At 45.0% G+C, this 16,228-nt stretch carries 13 protein-coding genes; 7 read left to right on the plus strand and 6 right to left on the minus strand.

The window, feature by feature from the left end; translation table 11 throughout:
* The first annotated feature begins 4 nt into the window (after positions 1–4).
* On the plus strand, positions 5–1,030 hold the full coding sequence (gene ytfT, locus ONE56_RS13955; RefSeq protein WP_423840842.1) for a galactofuranose ABC transporter, ATP-binding protein YtfT: 1,026 nt from the start codon (positions 5–7) through the stop codon (positions 1,028–1,030).
* Positions 1,023–2,021 carry a galactofuranose ABC transporter, permease protein YjfF gene (yjfF, locus tag ONE56_RS13960; RefSeq protein WP_041155113.1) on the plus strand — a complete coding sequence of 333 codons (999 nt, stop codon included), beginning with the start codon at positions 1,023–1,025 and terminating at the stop codon, positions 2,019–2,021. The genes ytfT and yjfF overlap by 8 nt, the downstream gene beginning before the upstream one ends.
* A gap of 110 nt (positions 2,022–2,131) precedes the next feature.
* On the opposite strand, the gene ONE56_RS13965 is transcribed toward yjfF, so the two are convergent.
* Positions 2,132–4,018: a methyl-accepting chemotaxis protein gene (locus ONE56_RS13965; RefSeq protein ID WP_041155112.1), complete on the minus strand. Its 1,887-nt coding sequence runs from the start codon at positions 4,016–4,018 to the stop codon at positions 2,132–2,134.
* Between the two features lie 603 nt (positions 4,019–4,621).
* On the opposite strand from ONE56_RS13965, the gene ONE56_RS13970 reads away from it, so the two are divergent.
* Entirely contained in the window at positions 4,622–6,421 is a 1,800-nt protein-coding gene (locus tag ONE56_RS13970; RefSeq protein ID WP_331437912.1) for an amidohydrolase, read from the plus strand.
* A 117-nt stretch (positions 6,422–6,538) separates the two neighbouring features.
* Here the strand turns inward: ONE56_RS13970 and ONE56_RS13975 are convergent, their stop codons facing one another.
* Positions 6,539–7,396, minus strand: a complete 858-nt coding sequence (locus ONE56_RS13975; protein ID WP_423840843.1) for a LysR family transcriptional regulator — start codon at positions 7,394–7,396, stop codon at positions 6,539–6,541.
* A gap of 160 nt (positions 7,397–7,556) precedes the next feature.
* On the opposite strand from ONE56_RS13975, the gene ONE56_RS13980 reads away from it, so the two are divergent.
* Together ONE56_RS13980 and ONE56_RS13985 are read left to right on the plus strand one after the other, a co-directional pair.
* Complete coding sequence (locus ONE56_RS13980; RefSeq protein WP_423840844.1) at positions 7,557–9,548, plus strand: CocE/NonD family hydrolase; 1,992 nt, start codon at positions 7,557–7,559, stop codon at positions 9,546–9,548.
* A 21-nt stretch (positions 9,549–9,569) separates the two neighbouring features.
* On the plus strand, positions 9,570–11,087 hold the full coding sequence (locus tag ONE56_RS13985) for a BCCT family transporter (RefSeq protein WP_423840845.1): 1,518 nt from the start codon (positions 9,570–9,572) through the stop codon (positions 11,085–11,087).
* A 124-nt stretch (positions 11,088–11,211) separates the two neighbouring features.
* Here the strand turns inward: ONE56_RS13985 and ONE56_RS13990 are convergent, their stop codons facing one another.
* Together ONE56_RS13990 and ONE56_RS13995 are read right to left on the minus strand one after the other, a co-directional pair.
* A complete protein-coding gene (locus ONE56_RS13990; protein WP_423840846.1) occupies positions 11,212–11,634 on the minus strand; it encodes a GNAT family N-acetyltransferase in 423 nt (140 codons plus the stop codon).
* Positions 11,635–11,758: 124 nt separating this feature from the next.
* The gene (locus ONE56_RS13995) at positions 11,759–12,406 is read right to left on the minus strand and encodes a glutathione S-transferase family protein (protein WP_423840847.1); all 648 of its coding nucleotides are present in this window, start codon (positions 12,404–12,406) and stop codon (positions 11,759–11,761) included.
* A gap of 121 nt (positions 12,407–12,527) precedes the next feature.
* Here ONE56_RS13995 and ONE56_RS14000 point away from each other — a divergent pair, with 121 nt between their 5' ends.
* Positions 12,528–13,370: a LysR family transcriptional regulator gene (locus ONE56_RS14000; protein ID WP_423840848.1), complete on the plus strand. Its 843-nt coding sequence runs from the start codon at positions 12,528–12,530 to the stop codon at positions 13,368–13,370.
* Here ONE56_RS14000 and ONE56_RS14005 read toward each other — a convergent pair whose 3' ends face one another.
* Entirely contained in the window at positions 13,371–13,844 is a 474-nt protein-coding gene (locus tag ONE56_RS14005; protein ID WP_423840849.1) for a GNAT family N-acetyltransferase, read from the minus strand.
* A 345-nt stretch (positions 13,845–14,189) separates the two neighbouring features.
* On the opposite strand from ONE56_RS14005, the gene ONE56_RS14010 reads away from it, so the two are divergent.
* Positions 14,190–15,083, plus strand: coding sequence for a LysR substrate-binding domain-containing protein (locus ONE56_RS14010; RefSeq protein WP_041155107.1), 894 nt, complete (start codon positions 14,190–14,192; stop codon positions 15,081–15,083).
* A gap of 168 nt (positions 15,084–15,251) precedes the next feature.
* On the opposite strand, the gene ONE56_RS14015 is transcribed toward ONE56_RS14010, so the two are convergent.
* On the minus strand, positions 15,252–15,956 hold the full coding sequence (locus tag ONE56_RS14015) for a GntR family transcriptional regulator (RefSeq protein WP_041155106.1): 705 nt from the start codon (positions 15,954–15,956) through the stop codon (positions 15,252–15,254).
* Between the last annotated feature and the right edge of the window lie 272 nt (positions 15,957–16,228).

The following is a 16,228-nucleotide window of genomic DNA, read 5'->3' on the forward strand; positions in this document are numbered from 1 at the left end:
TCCGATGACAACAATTAATCCTTCAACTCAGGGAAGTGCACGACCAAAGTCGAGGTTTAGCCTCCCTAAAGGTGCACCTCAGATATTGGCACTTTTGTGTCTGTTTTTAGTAAACGCGATAATCGCTGATAATTTCTTTTCGATTCATATTCAAGATGGTCGTTTATTTGGCAGTGTTATCGATATTTTTAACCGTGGTGCGCCTGTTGCGCTCTTAACGATTGGAATGACGTTAGTGATCGCGACTGGCGGAATTGACTTATCTGTTGGTGCGGTCATGGCCATTAGTGGGGCAGTGATGGCAAGTATGGCAACACAAGGCTACGCGCCAGAAACCATTTTAGTTTGCGCCTTGTTATCAGGTGTCGCATGCGGTTTGTGGAATGGCTTTTTAGTTGCGGTATTTAAGATCCAGCCAATTGTCGCCACCTTGATATTAATGGTTGCAGGGCGAGGTATTGCACAGTTAATCACGCAAGGACAGATTGTGACCTTTGATAACGACACCTTAGCTTGGTTTGGTAGCGGATCGTTCATGTTGCTGCCGACACCGATCATATTGTTGATTATTGCTATGCTTGGCATCTGGTGTTTAACCAAAAAAACCGCACTCGGGCTGTTCATTGAATCTGTTGGTATCAATATTAAAGCGGCCAAAAACGCGGGGATAAATACCCCGATCATCGTGATGTCTGTGTATGCGTTGAGTGGTTTGATGGCCGCGCTTGCGGGTATTATCGTCGCAGCAGATATTAAAGGTGCAGACGCAAACAATGCGGGCTTATGGCTCGAAATGGATGCGATTCTTGCCGTGGTGATTGGCGGAACGTCTCTGATGGGAGGGCGCTTTAATTTATTCTTAGCATTGATTGGGGCATTTATTATCCAGAGTATTAACACGGGTATCTTGCTTTCTGGCTATCAGCCTCAGTGGAACCACATCGTTAAATCCGTCGTGGTACTGACTGTTCTAGTGATGCAGTCTCCAGCCGTGATTCAAGCTCTCAAGAGGAAATTCCATCATGATTAAACGTAACTTTCCTCTGTTTATTACGATTTGTGTTTTCTGTATTGGTTATGTCTTTTGTGCGCTTGAGTTTCCTGCGTTCATGACGACCCGAGTGATCTGTAATATTCTGACTGATAATGCCTTTTTGGGAATTCTTGCCGTTGGCATGACGTTTGTGATCCTCTCTGGCGGTATTGATTTGTCTGTGGGGTCCGTCGTGGCGTTTACGGGCGTATTCATGGCAACCATGATCGGTGAGTGGGGCTTTGACCCGTTCTTTGCCATGGGCATTGTGCTGATCATGGGTATGCTGTTTGGTGGCTTTATGGGCTGGATCATCGATACATTGAAGATCCCTGCGTTTATCGTCACTCTGGCTGGGATGTTCTTTTTACGTGGGGCTAGCTTTTTGATTTCAGAGCAATCCATTCCTATTCAAGATCCGGTGTTTAAAGAGCTTTCCCGTACCGCTTGGCATATATGGGGCGGGGGACGTTTAAGCCTGATGGCGGTGATCATGCTGGTTGTTGTAGTCGCGGGGATCTTGCTCGCCCACCGCACCCGCTTTGGTAACAATGTCTATGCCGTTGGTGGTAATGCGACCTCGGCTGGATTGATGGGCGTGCCAGTGCGCAGAACAGTCATTGGCATTTATATGCTCTCTACCTTTTTGGCGACTTGTGCTGGTATTGTGTTCTCTATCTATACTTCTGCGGGTTACCCACTCGCTGGGGTTGGGGTTGAACTGGATGCCATTGCCGCGGTTGTAATTGGTGGGACGTTGCTCTCCGGTGGGGTCGGCACGGTGCTAGGCTCGCTGTTCGGCGTGCTCATTCAAGGCTTAATTCAAACCTACATTACCTTTGACGGTACATTGAGCTCTTGGTGGACAAAAATCATTGTCGGCATTTTGCTGTTTGGCTTCATTGGGCTGCAACGTTTACTCCTCGTAATGGGAGAACGACGTAAGCAAGTCGCGAGCTCTGCGGAGTTGAAATCTGTTCCCAGTTAATATGCCTCTGTGAACAGAGCCATGCAGCAAGTGTTTACGCACCCTTGATAATAAAAAACCCCGTGATGACTCAGCGGGGTTTTTATTATCGTTGATTTATCGTGCTGGTATTAGGATAACTTAAATGTCGCTACTTTTGAGTTTAGGCTTTCTGCTTGGGATTTGAGCTCGGAAGATTGGCTCATCGAATCTTCGGCTCCCACGACAAGCTGATCGGTGACATCTTTAATCGATGTCACGTTTTGCGTAATCTCATTGGTCACGTGTGTTTGTTCCTCTGCGGCCGTTGCGATTTGCGTTGCCATATCACTGATCAGTGCGACCGCGGAATTGATTTCATCCAGTGCAAGCGCTGCACGATCGGCATCTTCTACCGAACCTTGGGCCAGTTCAGAGCTCTTTTCCATAATAGTTACGGCTTTTTGTGTGGTTTGTTGCAGTGTCTCGATGGTTGTGCGGATCTCTTCAGTCGACGTATGGGTTCGTTGAGATAGAACGCGAACTTCATCCGCCACAACCGCAAAACCACGTCCTTGTTCCCCTGCGCGGGCCGCTTCGATTGCCGCGTTAAGAGCCAATAAGTTGGTTTGTTCTGCGATGTCTCGAATCGTAGACAGTACGGTAGAAATGTCCTGCGCGTGCTGATTCAGATCGCCAATGACCATGCTGGCTTCATTTACCTCAGACGACAGGTTGTTGATTGATGATTTCGTATTGATCACCAACTCATGACCGTTCTGAGTACTTGATGAGGAATCTTGCGCAGCTTTCGCGGTTTGTTCTGCATGAGACGCTATCTCTTGAGTTGCTGATGCCATTTCTGTTACGGCAGTCGCCACCATCGCAATTTCTTGTTGCTGGTGGTTTAAATCCGTCACCGATTGGTTTGCACGAGTTGTACTATGTTCCGACTGTTGGTTGAGTTCTTCTGCTTGTGTTCGAATATGACCGATCAGTTGATGCAAGCTTTCGACAAACAAGTTAAAGTTTTCTGCCAACTTGCCCACTTCATCATGATTCTCTACCTGAATACGCTGGGTGAGATCCCCACTACCGTTAGCGATTTGAGATAAAGCGTTAGACACGTTGTACAATGGACGGAACAGGATATTACACAACAAGTTAAACAGTGCCACACAGATGATCACTACGATACTGGTTGCGATAATTTGGTCCCAAACGGCATCGTATATTGGCTTCACCAACGAGCTGTGATCGACGACGGTCACCGTTGTTAGTTTTGTTCCCTTGATCGGTTTTGAGTAGATGACGTAGTCTTCCCCATTGATCGTAACTCGGTGACTGATGCCGGCCCCTGACGCCGATTTAAGGTCGTTGCTATTTAAACCAAGCTTGCTCAAAGGTTGGTTAAGCAGTTTAGTATTATTGTGCGTAAAGATATTGCCGTCTTGGTTGGCGATAAACATATAGCCTTTACCAGGAAGGATGACTTGGTTAAGACTGTTGAGGATGTCCGTGATCTCAACGTCAGCACCCAGTACCACGGTTTGACCATGCAACTGCAATGCTTTCCCTAGGGAAACGACATTGGCCCCGGTCGCTGCCGCGACAGTCGGATTATCCATAAACACGGAACTAGGGTCCGCTTTAGCGTTGATGTACCAACCCCACTTACGAGGATCATTGTTTCCTGGCGGTAAAATCACACCGTTAGCGTTTTTTTGTGACCCGTCCGGATAGGCCAAAAATACATTATCAAAGGCGCCAGAATCTCGAACTTGTTTTAAATGGGTCACAAGTGATGAAGGCTCTGCGTCTTGAGAAAGTGCCGTCAGTGCACGTTCTTTAGAGGTTAGCCAATCACTTACATATTGATTGTAAGATGTGCTGGTGCTTTCTAAGCGCTGTGCGACTTCGATATCGAGTCTTTGCAGAGAGTCTCTGAAAGACAACCCTTCAACCAACACTCCCCCGAGGATAATGGCAGCACTGGCGGAGATCGCCAGTTTGTTTTTTAGTGACAAGTTCTTAAACATATATGCCCCATGATTAATCGATGCTTATTGTTGTTCATATTCCCCCTGCGTTGCTTAGTCTATGAGCATGCTCTCTCTGACTGAGCCAACACTGGTAAGGTCGCTATATGAGCTTATTTATTGTTTTTGTTTTTATTGCTTACTTTAGAAGTTTCGACTGATATGACCAAAAACTTGAGTCGATTCTCGTTGCTATGACCAATAAATTTCAGTCACGAAATTAATGCAGGAATCGGACCCTTTTGTCAGAGTATTCTTACTTTTTTATTTATTATTTAAAAACATGGTGTTGGAAGAGGTAGGCAGGTTTAGCGTGCGATCATTGCGGTCTTTCTATCAAATCTTAGCGTGATGATCGCTAAAGAAATCAACACCTAATTGTGGGTAAAGAGGCAGGGAATTGCCGTCTGGTTTTGAGGGGGAAAGTTCGATAACTGTGCCGTTCTCATATTGGCAAGGAATGTTAATTCAGGACTTATCGATTTGCTTGGAAAAAGTTGTGCAATGAGACCAACCATCTTATCGATGAGTATCGCGTCAACAATCATGTATTTGTTCTATACTTTTTCCTAATATAGCGAATCACCTTGGGAAATTAATGCTGTGAGAGTCTCAACTTTAGCACTAAGCCTGTGCACTATCAGCTTTACTGCGTTTGCCTCAAGCCCAGCCAAACCTTCTGCAGACACCATTTATATTGGCGGCGATATTATTACTGTTAACGACTCTGCACCAATGACAGAGGCGTTAGCGGTTAAGAATGGTCGAATTTTGGCTGTGGGTTCAGAGTCAGAATTGATGGGATTACGTGACGACAAGACTCGCGTGATTGATTTAGAAGGTAAGACGATGATCCCTGGTTTTATTGATGGTCATGGACATGTGTTTAACACGGGCATTCAAGCGTTATCGGCTAATTTACTTTCTGCCCCAGATGGTAACGTGAATAGTATTGCTGCATTGCAACAAGAACTTAAAAGCTGGGTGGCTAAGCCGGAAAACAGTCAGCATGGTATTATTTTGGGATTTGGTTACGATGATTCGCAACTCGAAGAGCAACGACATCCAACACGGCAAGAGTTGGATGCGGTCTCTGAAGATGTTCCGGTATTGATTATTCATCAATCCGGTCACTTAGCCACTCTGAATACCAAAGCTTTAGAGTTGGCAGGTTGGACGGCAGAAAGTTCCGATCCTGATGGAGGGAAAGTACGCCGTGAGCTCGATGGTAAAGCGCCAAATGGTGTGTTGGAGGAAACGGCTTTCTTTGGAACATTGATTCCATTATTCTCAAAACTCAACGAGCAAGAAAATGAGGTCATTTTCAAAGCGGGTATGAGCCTCTACTCTAGTTTTGGTTATACCACTGCACAAGAGGGCAGAGCGTCGACTTCGGCAGTAAAAACCATGTATGGTTTGGCACAGCGAGGAAAACTACCCATCGATGTCGTGGCTTACCCTGATATACAGATTGCTCAAGAAGTCATTGCGCCCCCTTATTATTCTGATGACTATACCAATGGGTTTCGGGTGGCGGGTGCGAAACTCAACCTAGATGGCTCTCCACAAGGCAAAACCGCATGGCTAACTGAGCCCTATCTCATCCCTCCTGTTGGGCAAGAGAAAGGTTACAAAGGTTACCCAAGTATGAGTGATGAAAAGGCCGCGGAGTATATTGAGTTAGCCCAAAAAAATGGATGGCAATTGCTTACTCATGTTAATGGTGATGCCGCCATCGATCAGCTCCTCAAAGCGGTAGAAGCGAGTGAGAAAAAGCATGGCATACCTGATCGAGGTTTTATCGCGATTCATGCTCAGACCGCGCGTAAAGATCAGGTGGAAAGCTTCAAACGATTAGGGGTATTTCCCTCATTCTTCCCGATGCACACTTTCTATTGGGGGGATTGGCATATGAATTCTGTTCTAGGCAAAGATCGAGCAGAAAACATCTCACCTACTGGATGGGCTCGAGATTTAGGAATGATATATACCTCTCACCATGATTCTCCGGTTGCTCTGCCTAACTCAATGCGAGTTTACTCTGCGACCGTTAACCGTGTAAGCCGTACTGGTCAGGTTTTGGGACCAAAACAGAGAGTGTCGGCACTTGATGGGTTAAAAGCGCAAACATTATGGGCAGCCACACAATACAAAGAAGAGAAAAATAAAGGTTCGTTGGAAGCCGGAAAACTGGCTGATCTGGCCATCTTGTCTGCCAATCCATTAACGGTAAAACCGGAAGAGTTAGCGGATATCAAGGTATTGGAAACGATAAAAGAAGGCCAAACTGTCTATTCAATTGATCAACACGTGGCCGCTGACAGTTGCGTGAAGTCCTCGCGCTGCCAGGCCATTGCGACAACAGCCATGATTTCTTCGGGTTTATTGCATCATACCCACTAAGTCATGAGGTATAGTAAACCCTGAGTTATAGGTAGGAAGCTGATATGCTTCCTACTTGCTATACACACGTGTTAATCAATACCGTTCAACGCTGTGAATAGCGTCCTCTTCAGTAGGCTAGACTTGAGCCGTCACCCAGTCTATCAGCAATTTCGCAGCTTCGTGGTTACCTGTGCTGGATTCCGCCAAAAAGTAAGCTTTGTCTTCATATTCTACAGTTGGTGTTAGGGCGACGAGTTGGCCAGACTCAAGTAAATCTTGGGCGTGCCACTCTGTTACGAGCGCAATGCCACCATCATTAATAGCCGCTTGCATTACTGCGACTTGGTCTTCCACAAAAAGCACATCATCAGAAATGTTGTATTCAACACCTAATTTTTTGCATAGTGATTCCCAACCCTCCCAGATAGGCAGTTCTTCTTTAAGCATGATCTTGGGTTGCTTAAGGATGTAGCTTAAATCTGAGTTAGTGAGTCGTGAGTTCACAAAGTTGGGGCTGGCGGCTAATAACCCTCGGTCGTGAAACAGCAAATAGTTATCACGATTCGACGTATCGACTTTTGAGTAAAAAAAGGCGACATCATACGCATCATCTGTGTTGGCTTCTGTGCGTTCATTATTAACGATCAGATTTATCTGAATATTCGGATAGTGTTGGCGAAAGCTGTCTAATTTTGGTAGTAACCAAAAGTGAAGGAAGCATAGGCCTACTTCCACGTTTAATACAGAAGTTGCTTCATCTACGTCAACATAGTGATTCGCTTCATTTTCTAATATTTGCAATGCTTTTGATGCTGACTCCAGATAGCGCTCACCTTGGCTTGTCAGTGTGACGCCTGACTTACTTCGGTTAAATAACTGAATATTAATCGCTTCTTCAATGGTTTTTATTTGCTTGCTTATCGCAGCAGTGGTCACACAAAGCTCTTCAGACGCTTTGGCGAAGCTACCAAGCCTAGCGGCTGTTTCAAACATGATCAGGCTGCTTGTATTTGGAATTAACTTGCGATTAAAGGGCATGTTCTTACTCTGCGTTAACTTTTAGTTAAGTATACCTTAACTATTTAACGATTTACGGATGAACCTCAAAGCTTAAGATAAAAGTGATCAATTTGTTAATAGTCAAGGAGACTGAATGAAAGTCGTTAAAGAGATTCACCACGATTGGCTGACTTTACCTGATGGAATTCGTTTGGCGTTTCGAGCGTGGATGCCGGAAGATGCTGAATCAAATCCTGTACCGGCGATTCTGGAATTTTTACCATATCGAAAAAATGACGGAACAGTGATTCGTGATGAAATAACCATGCCTGAAACTGCCGCTCACGGTTACGCGTGTATTCGTGTCGACTTAAGAGGCTGTGGTGAGTCCGACGGTTTATTTGACGATGAGTATTCAGCCCAGGAACTACAAGATGGTTGCGACGTTATTAACTGGATTGCTGAGCAAACTTGGTGTGATGGCAACGTCGGTATGGTTGGCATTTCATGGGGTGGGTTTAACTCGCTACAGGTTGCGGCACTTCAGCCTCCTGCGCTTAAAGCCATTATCACTCAGTGCTCAACCGATGACCGTTACCGAGATGACATTCATTTTTTAGGGGGGTGTCTGCTAAACGACAATATGGATTGGGCCGCTTTCTTTTGGGCATATGCTCAGGCACGCAGTCCGGATGCCAACTTAGTTGGGGAAAACTGGAAAGAAATTTGGCTTGAGCGTCTCAATCAGATGCCATTCTTAGCCAAACCTTGGATCAGTCATCAAACGCGCGGTGACTACTGGAAACATGGTTCGGTGTGTGAAGACCATTCAAAGGTTCAAATTCCTGTCTACGCCATTGGTGGTTGGGCTGATAATTATCGTAATACCGTTTTTTCTCTGCTGAGTAACCTTTCTGGACCGAAGAAGGGCTTGATTGGACCTTGGGCACATAAATATCCGAACATTGCTTATCCGAATCCTAAAATGGATTATGTGACGGAATCCGTTCGCTGGTGGGATCGTTGGTTGAAAGGTATTGAGAACGGCATAGAGAAAGAGCCTGAGCTTCAGTATTACTTGCAAGAGAGCGTATTGCCACGCAGCGACTATGATGCTCGATCAGGAAAGTGGGTCAGTGAGCCAACATGGCCATCGCCTGATACCCAGTATCGTACTTATTATTTAAATGATAAGTCCCTAGCGGATGCACCTGCGGGGAACGCCCCGCTTACGATTCGTTCACCTCAAGATGTCGGTCTTGATGGCGGTCGCTTGTGTGTTGGTATCCGTCTGGAAATGGAGCAGCCTAGTGATCAACGTCATGACGATGCGGGATCACTGTTATTTGAAACCGAAACGTTGAGTGATGATCTGCCGATAGCAGGACAGATCAAAGCTAAACTGTCTCTGGCCAGTTCTGCACCCAATGCTCATGTTGTGGTTCGTGTCTCTGATGTCCACCCAACAGGAGAAGTAACACGCGTAACGCATGGAATTTTGAATTTAGCACACCGTGATAGTCATGAATTCCCAGAAGCGATGGAACCAGGGCAAGACTATGACGTGGAAGTCCCGCTCTATCACATGGCTTATGTTGTTCCTAAAGGACACAAGCTGCGCGTAGCAATATCTACTGCGTACTGGCCTTTGACTTGGCCGTCTGAATATGATGCGACATTGACGCTTAATACAGCACAATGTTCGGTTGAACTGCCACTTAACTACACTCAAACGCCAACAGATCGAGTCCCGGCTTATAGCCGAGCCGTGAGCTTTAATGGTGAGCAACGCAGACCCACGAACAGTCAACGTGTCGTGCATCGTGACTATAAAACCGGAGTGACGACGCTGGAAACGTTTGATGACTTTGGTTGCCAGTACTTCCATTCGGCGCAAAGTGAAATTGATTTTGATATTCATCAGTTCTTATCTATTCACCCAGAAGATCCTCATAGCGCAAAGAATGATATTCGCCTGCGAGTCGACATGGGGCGTGATGGCTGGCGTACAGGCATTGAAGCCCAATATGTTATGACTTGTGATCAGGACAACTTTTATATCAAAGCGCACTGGAAAGCCAAACATGATGATGAGGTGATTTTCGAAAAGAGCTTTGATGAAACCATCAAACGTAATTTCATGTAATTGGATATTCAGGGAAGGAAAATGTTTAAAGCTTTACGACCGTTGGTGTTTTATCCAACCTTTTTGATTCTTGTAAGTGCGCTTATCCTCAGCTTGGTGGATTTAGAACACTTTACTGCCGTTACCAGCGCATTGAATAGCAAGGTATTGGAACTGTTTTCTTGGTTATTTAGCCTCGGCAGTTTTTATCTGCTGGTCTTGGTCGCTATTACTTATTTTTCGAAACTCGGTGATATTCGTATCGGTGGTGAAAACAGCACGCCGCTCATCACCAAACCGCGTTGGTTTATGATCGTACTGTGTACCACGCTTGCGGTAGGGGTTTTGTTCTGGACCACAGCTGAGCCGATTTATCACCTGCATACGCCACCAGAAAGTTTGGGAATCGAAGCGAGTAGCCCAGATGCATCACTGTTTGCACTTTCTGCGATGTTCCTCCATTGGGGACCGACGCCTTACGCTATTTACTGTGTACCTGCGCTGATTTTTGCCTTGGCGTTTTATAACTTAAAGTTACCATTCTCTATCTCAAGTTCGCTTCGTCCTGTGTTTGGTAAAGCGTTAACACCACGCGTTGCAGATATTATCGATGCCTTGGCACTCTATTCACTGGTAGTAGGCATGGCTTCGTCGTTGGGTACTGGCGCTCTAACTTTGCTTGGCGGCGTGAGTCAGTTTATCGATATTGAGCGGAATGCGATCACGTTGGGTGTATTTATATTACTTATCGTCGCGACGTTTGTAATGTCTGCTGCAAGCGGCTTAAACAAAGGTATTGCGCGCTTGTCGAAAGCGAACTTTTGGATGCTGATCGCGCTGTTTGTATTTGTTTTGGTTTGTGGGCCGACGGTGTACATGTTATCGATTGGTGTGGAAGGTTTGGGGTCATATCTACAGAACTTCTTCCGATTGAGCTTATTCACTGGTCAAGCAGCGAATGACCCGTGGCCTCAGTGGTGGAGTGTATTCTATTGGGCTGTTTGGTTTGCGTGGGCTCCGATCACTGCGATGTTCCTTGGTAAAATTGGACGTGGTTATACCGTCAAAGAGTTTATTCAGGTCAATTTGATGTACCCAAGTCTGTTTATCTTGTTTTGGGTATCAGTATTTGCAGGTACAGCGCTATACTTGGATACCACTTCAGGTGGTGCGCTATACGAAGTATTGAATAATGGTGGTGTTGAGCAGCTTCTGTATTACATCATGGATGAAATGCCGTTGAGTGGTGTGACTTCATTTTTCCTGATTTTGGTGGCGTTTATCTCTTATGTGACGGCTGCGGACTCAAGTACGGATGCGATTGGTGACTTATGTACTAAAGATTTCACCTCTGAATCAGACGAAGGCACGGCACTGCCGATTAAAATCCTATGGGGAACCCTGATTGGCTTGGTGGCGTGGATAATGGTCAGTACAGTAGGAATAAATGGTGTTAAGCAGCTCTCCAACTTAGGTGGTTTACCAGCGACACTGATTATTCTAGCCTGTAGTTTGACTTTGATTCGATGGTTAAGAGACCCATCACAACTTAAAAAATAGTCACCAGTAAACGTGACCGATATTTACAGCTGACTTAATTGTCGTTTGATATATCGGTCTCTTTTTATACCCAACATCTTTAGTCGGTATTATTGCTATCTCTGGGGAAGTCGCACTCGCTTATCTACAGGTGTTTTTTCAGCCCGATTCGGCTATGACCTTTGGGAAAATCGTCTAAACGAGCAAACTCTTCAAAGCCCAGTCGTTGGTAAAAAACAGGTGCCTGCCAGCTTTGCGTCCAGAGCCATAAACCGGATAACTCGAGTGTTTTCGCATGCGTCTCTGCTTGAACCATTAACTGTTTCCCCATTCCGGTCCCGCGACAGCTGTCGTCAACCCAAAGCTCATCGATATAAAGCCAATCCCAGAGTAAATCAGCGGTAAGTACCGCAATGAGATTGCCTTGTTCATCCTGAACCGTCCAGTTGAACCGTTCTTTGTGATAAGGAGGCGCGAGTTGGGTTTGGCTATGGGACTCAAAGCCAGCGGTCAATTGATTTTGCTGGTGAGCGGTGAGATTGCCTTTCGAAAACTGTATTGGTGACATGTGCTTCTCGACTCGTTGAACAAGGAGACAAGAATACAGCATATACCCAAACAACCTCAAACCACTCAGCGTTTATACCAATCCGGATGAGATTGGTATTCAACGGGAAGAAGCAAGCGAGTTATCAAACCTCCTCACCGGCTTCATCTTCTTCCACAATGTCGGTTTCTAAACTCGCTTGTTGCAACCACGGTTGCAGCGATGCACTGGTCAACACTTTGCGTTGGTAAGCGCTCGCACTTTCGGAAAGCTCAATACCATAGGTTTGAAAACGCAGTGCTACTGGTGCGTACATGGCATCGGCGATAGACCATTCGCCGAATAGCCATCCTTGCGGATACTGTTTGGCTTGCTCTGACCAAATCGCGTCGATACGAGCAATATCCTTCATCGCGCCTGCACTGAGTGTTACGTTTCTGCGAGCTCGGATATTCATCGGAAGCTCATTCCTGAGGTCGGTAAAGCCGGAATGCATTTCCGATGCTATTGCCCGTGCTTTTGCTCTTTCTGCCGCATGACTTGGCCACGCTTTTCCTTGTAGCAGTTGTTCGTTCACGTACTCCAAAATCGCGAGTGAATCCCATACTGTGATATTGTTATGAACTAGGGTTGGGACTTTAGCGGTTGGTGTGATGCCTTCCAAGGTTCGGTAGAAATCTTCAGTGAACAGTTTCAGCTTGGTCACTTCCACATTTAGATCATATTGAGAGAAGATCAGCCAGGCACGCAGTGACCAGCTTGAGTAGTTTTGATTACCAATAAACAATTGCATTTGAGCCTCCATGCGATGGGTTGTTGCGAAGAATGAAATAACAATATCTGATTGTTTTCCCGGGAACTAACGGATAGTTTTGATGGAATACTTTCACAAAAACGATGGATGAACTTTCGACATGGATATCGATGCATTACGCAGTTATCTTGCTTTCGTAGAGACAGGCAGCTTTACCCGAGCCTCCCGACAAATCAATCGCACCCAGTCTGCGTTTAGCGCTCAAATGCGTAAGTTAGAAGAGGAACTCGGAGTAAGCTTATTTGAGAAAAATGGTCGTAACCTGGTCTTAAGTGAAGCTGGGTTGGCCCTTCGTTCCCATGCGGAGCAACTTGTTAGGTTACACAATCAAGCGCTCAAGCAAGTAAAGCGGTATGAGAATAAACGCCCATTCCGGTTGGGTTGCCCAGAAGATTACAATGATAATATTTTGCCGCATGTGATTCGTGTTCTACAGCAAGCGGAGCCGACATGTTCTATTCATGTGTACAGTGAACCTAGTATCAGCCTGAGAGAGAAACTGGATCAGGGAAAACTGGATGCGGCGATTGTGACTCGAGCGCCGGACAGTGAAGAAGGCTACTGGCTTACCAGCGATAAAGGTGTGTGGATTTGCCATCCCGATTTCACATTCAATGACGCCGAGCCTTTGCCTTTGGCATTATTTCAGACTGACTGCAAGTACCACGCCGCAGCGATTGATAGTTTAACCAAGCGAGGCACGGCCTATCGATTGCTGGCGTGTAGCAATACTGCCTCTGCTCAGCGAGCGATTGTCCGTGCAGGAATGGCTGTCGGAGCGATGGGCAGGATAAGTGTCACTAGCGATCTAAAGATTCTCGATAATATGCCTTCATTGCCTGCCGTCGATATTGTTTTGATTACCGGCATTGAGCCTCATCCGGTGCTTGATACGGAGAGCATAGGAAAATGGTTCGAAGCAATGCCAGAATATAACGTGTGATCACGCGGTGGTTTTCTCACTCAGCATTTTTGTCATAAATCGACTCATGGGATCTTCTGTATATTCGGCAAAAGGCTCGCAATAGTAAAACCCAAACTTTTCGTACAAGTTACGTGCGGGTTTAAAAAAAGCTTGGGAACCTGTTTCTAAGCTCACTTTTCGATAACCATTTTCAATCGCGGTGTTGAGTGCATGAGTTAGGATTGCACTAGCCACACCCGAGCGTCTCGCCAAGGATGACGTTCTCATCGATTTTAACTCTATGTGCTCTGGGGTCAGTTGTTTTATGGCTAGGCAGCCTTGTAATTCACCTCCTATCCAGGCACTAAAAAAGGTAATGTCGGGTGACTTAAGGCTTTCGACATCTAGAGCATGAACACTCTCTGGTGGCGAGTTGGCATACATGTCTGCAAGGTGCTCTTCCAACAAGTGGATCACTTCACCACCGGATAAATCATCAATCACGATGTCCATATCTTCACTTTCCTTTATTCATGTGTATTGAGAGAACCGTTTTTTGTTTTTATACCAATTAGTTTAAATTATAAAAACCTCGAAAAGTGTGTGTTTTCTCCTTCTTCATGATGGAGCCCAATGTCTTTTCGGATATGAGGTGTGAGATTCGTAACCTGATTTCGATTCCGACGAAATAACAATTTTAAGCATATGTTTTTCAGTATATTAAAGAGTTTTCCCTTTTGGGTTAGCCTAAAGTTTAACATTCGTCGAGCCTTGATTCTGGATTAGATACCTTTATTATCAAGACTATGAAGACCAGTTACGAACAACCATTTATTACGGGAAGTATAAGTACAGCTTATGGACAACCGACTTCGTTTCCTTTCGGCACTTCACTATTTTGAATCTGCCTCGCGACTAAAAAGCTATAGTAAAGCAGCTGAAGAGTTACACGTAACCCAAGCTGCGATTAGCCAAAAATTACGTCAGCTTGAAGAGCGTTTAGGGTGCAAATTGTTTATTCGTCGCGGACGAGAAATGCACCTGACTGACAAAGGGAAAATCCTTCAACATCATGTTAATGATGGCTTTAAACACATCATTACTGGGCTGAATAGAATTCAGAATGAACCTTTGGAAGGCATACTCAATGTGAGTGCTCCGCGTTCATTCTCAACGCGTTGGTTGATGCCTAGGTTGTGGAAATTCACGATGGCGTTCCCACACATCCCGATTCGAGTGCAAACCGTCAAGGATATTGATATTCGGCATACTGAAACCGACGTATTAATATGGCAGGGAGATGAGCGTGTCGAACACCTAGATTTAGAGCAAGAGTCATTGTTTGAAGAAGCGATCTATCCTTATTGCTCGCCCCAACTTGCCGAGTCCATCAACTTTGTTCGACCAGAACAATTGCTCAACTGTTGGTTGATTGACTTTCACTCGGCATCGTTTAGCTGGGAGCAATGGTTTCAAAGTGCTAATGTCAGCACGAAAAGAGAAGTGCTTCAATGGATGGAAGTGAGTACCTTTGATATGGCAATCAACGCTGTTGTCGCTGGACATGGGGCTTGCCTAGCGACGGAAAGCATTTCGGCAGATTTTGTCGAGCGCGGCTTGCTAACCAAGCCTTTTGATATCGGGTTGAATCCAGGTATTCGATATACTGTCATTAGCGATCCTGCTTCTTCACGCGCGCTAAGAATTAATGCATTTAAATCTTGGCTTCATAAAGAGCTCAACTTCGACTAATTAACCTCGATTATTACTAACAGGTATTATTGGTTGCGTTGATCCCGTTTCTCACAGTAGAGCCAGCCTTATCTGCGGTATCGCAAATAGAGAAGCCAATTGCGATATTTGGCCCGTTTGTGAAGAAAATATCGGAAGCAGAGCATTTCATTCGATCAGTAAGATCAACTATTTACAGCGTTTGAGATAATGTTTGTAAGACATCGTTTCTGGCTTCGATACAATGCGTGTATATTCAAACACTCGACCATCAGTAAGAATGCCGACTGATGAGATGCACATCAAGGGTTTGTTCTTATCTACTCCTAATATCTCACACATGTGTTGAGTGGGCATAATGGCCTCAAAGTCTTGATATGCACCATCGATTTCAAAACCAAGTTCGTTTTCTAAGTAGGCGTATTTAGACCCTTCTAGAGACATAACCTTCATTTTGGGGTACATCGCCATTGCCATATATGAGTCTTCGTAGACAGAAGGCACGCCATTGATTAGTTTGAAACGACGGATAAAGTAGACTTTTTCACCTCTTTCTAACTGTAAAATCTGTGCTAACTCTTCGTCGGCATCAATAACAGTAAACTCAACGATCTTGTACTCAAGGCTGCTACTTGAATCAGTAAAGTATTCACTTGTACTTTTTAATTCCAACATTGAGCCAACCATCGTTTTACCAATGATGGTTGTTCCGGCCCCTTGGCGCTTTTCTACTAAGCCTAGCTTCACCAGTTCATCAATTGCTTTTCGAATGGTAATACGACTAACTGAGTATTGTTCAACCAAAGCTTTTTCCGTCGGAAGCGTATCACCAATTGCAAATTCATCTGAATCAATACGGTTTTTTATCTCCTGCATGATTTGTTTATACAGCATAAGTTACCTCTCTAATTACTGACGAAATTATCACATCGCAGATAATACAAATCAATGACCTTTGTCGCTCTGTATCGCATTTATGCGGTTTTTAAGTGCATATAAAACCCGTAAAGGTTATTTATAGGTTATGCAATGTGACCTGAATCTCAATGGTTGTTCTTTATTTGTATCAGATCACAAATTAATTGTATTTAATTTGTATTGTTTTGGGCGCGGGAGTAATTTGACAGTGTCGAAAGACGGAACACTGTGAAGATGAATAAATAATA

Source organism: Vibrio mytili (assembly GCF_049563345.1).
GTDB classification, from domain to species: domain Bacteria; phylum Pseudomonadota; class Gammaproteobacteria; order Enterobacterales; family Vibrionaceae; genus Vibrio; species Vibrio mytili.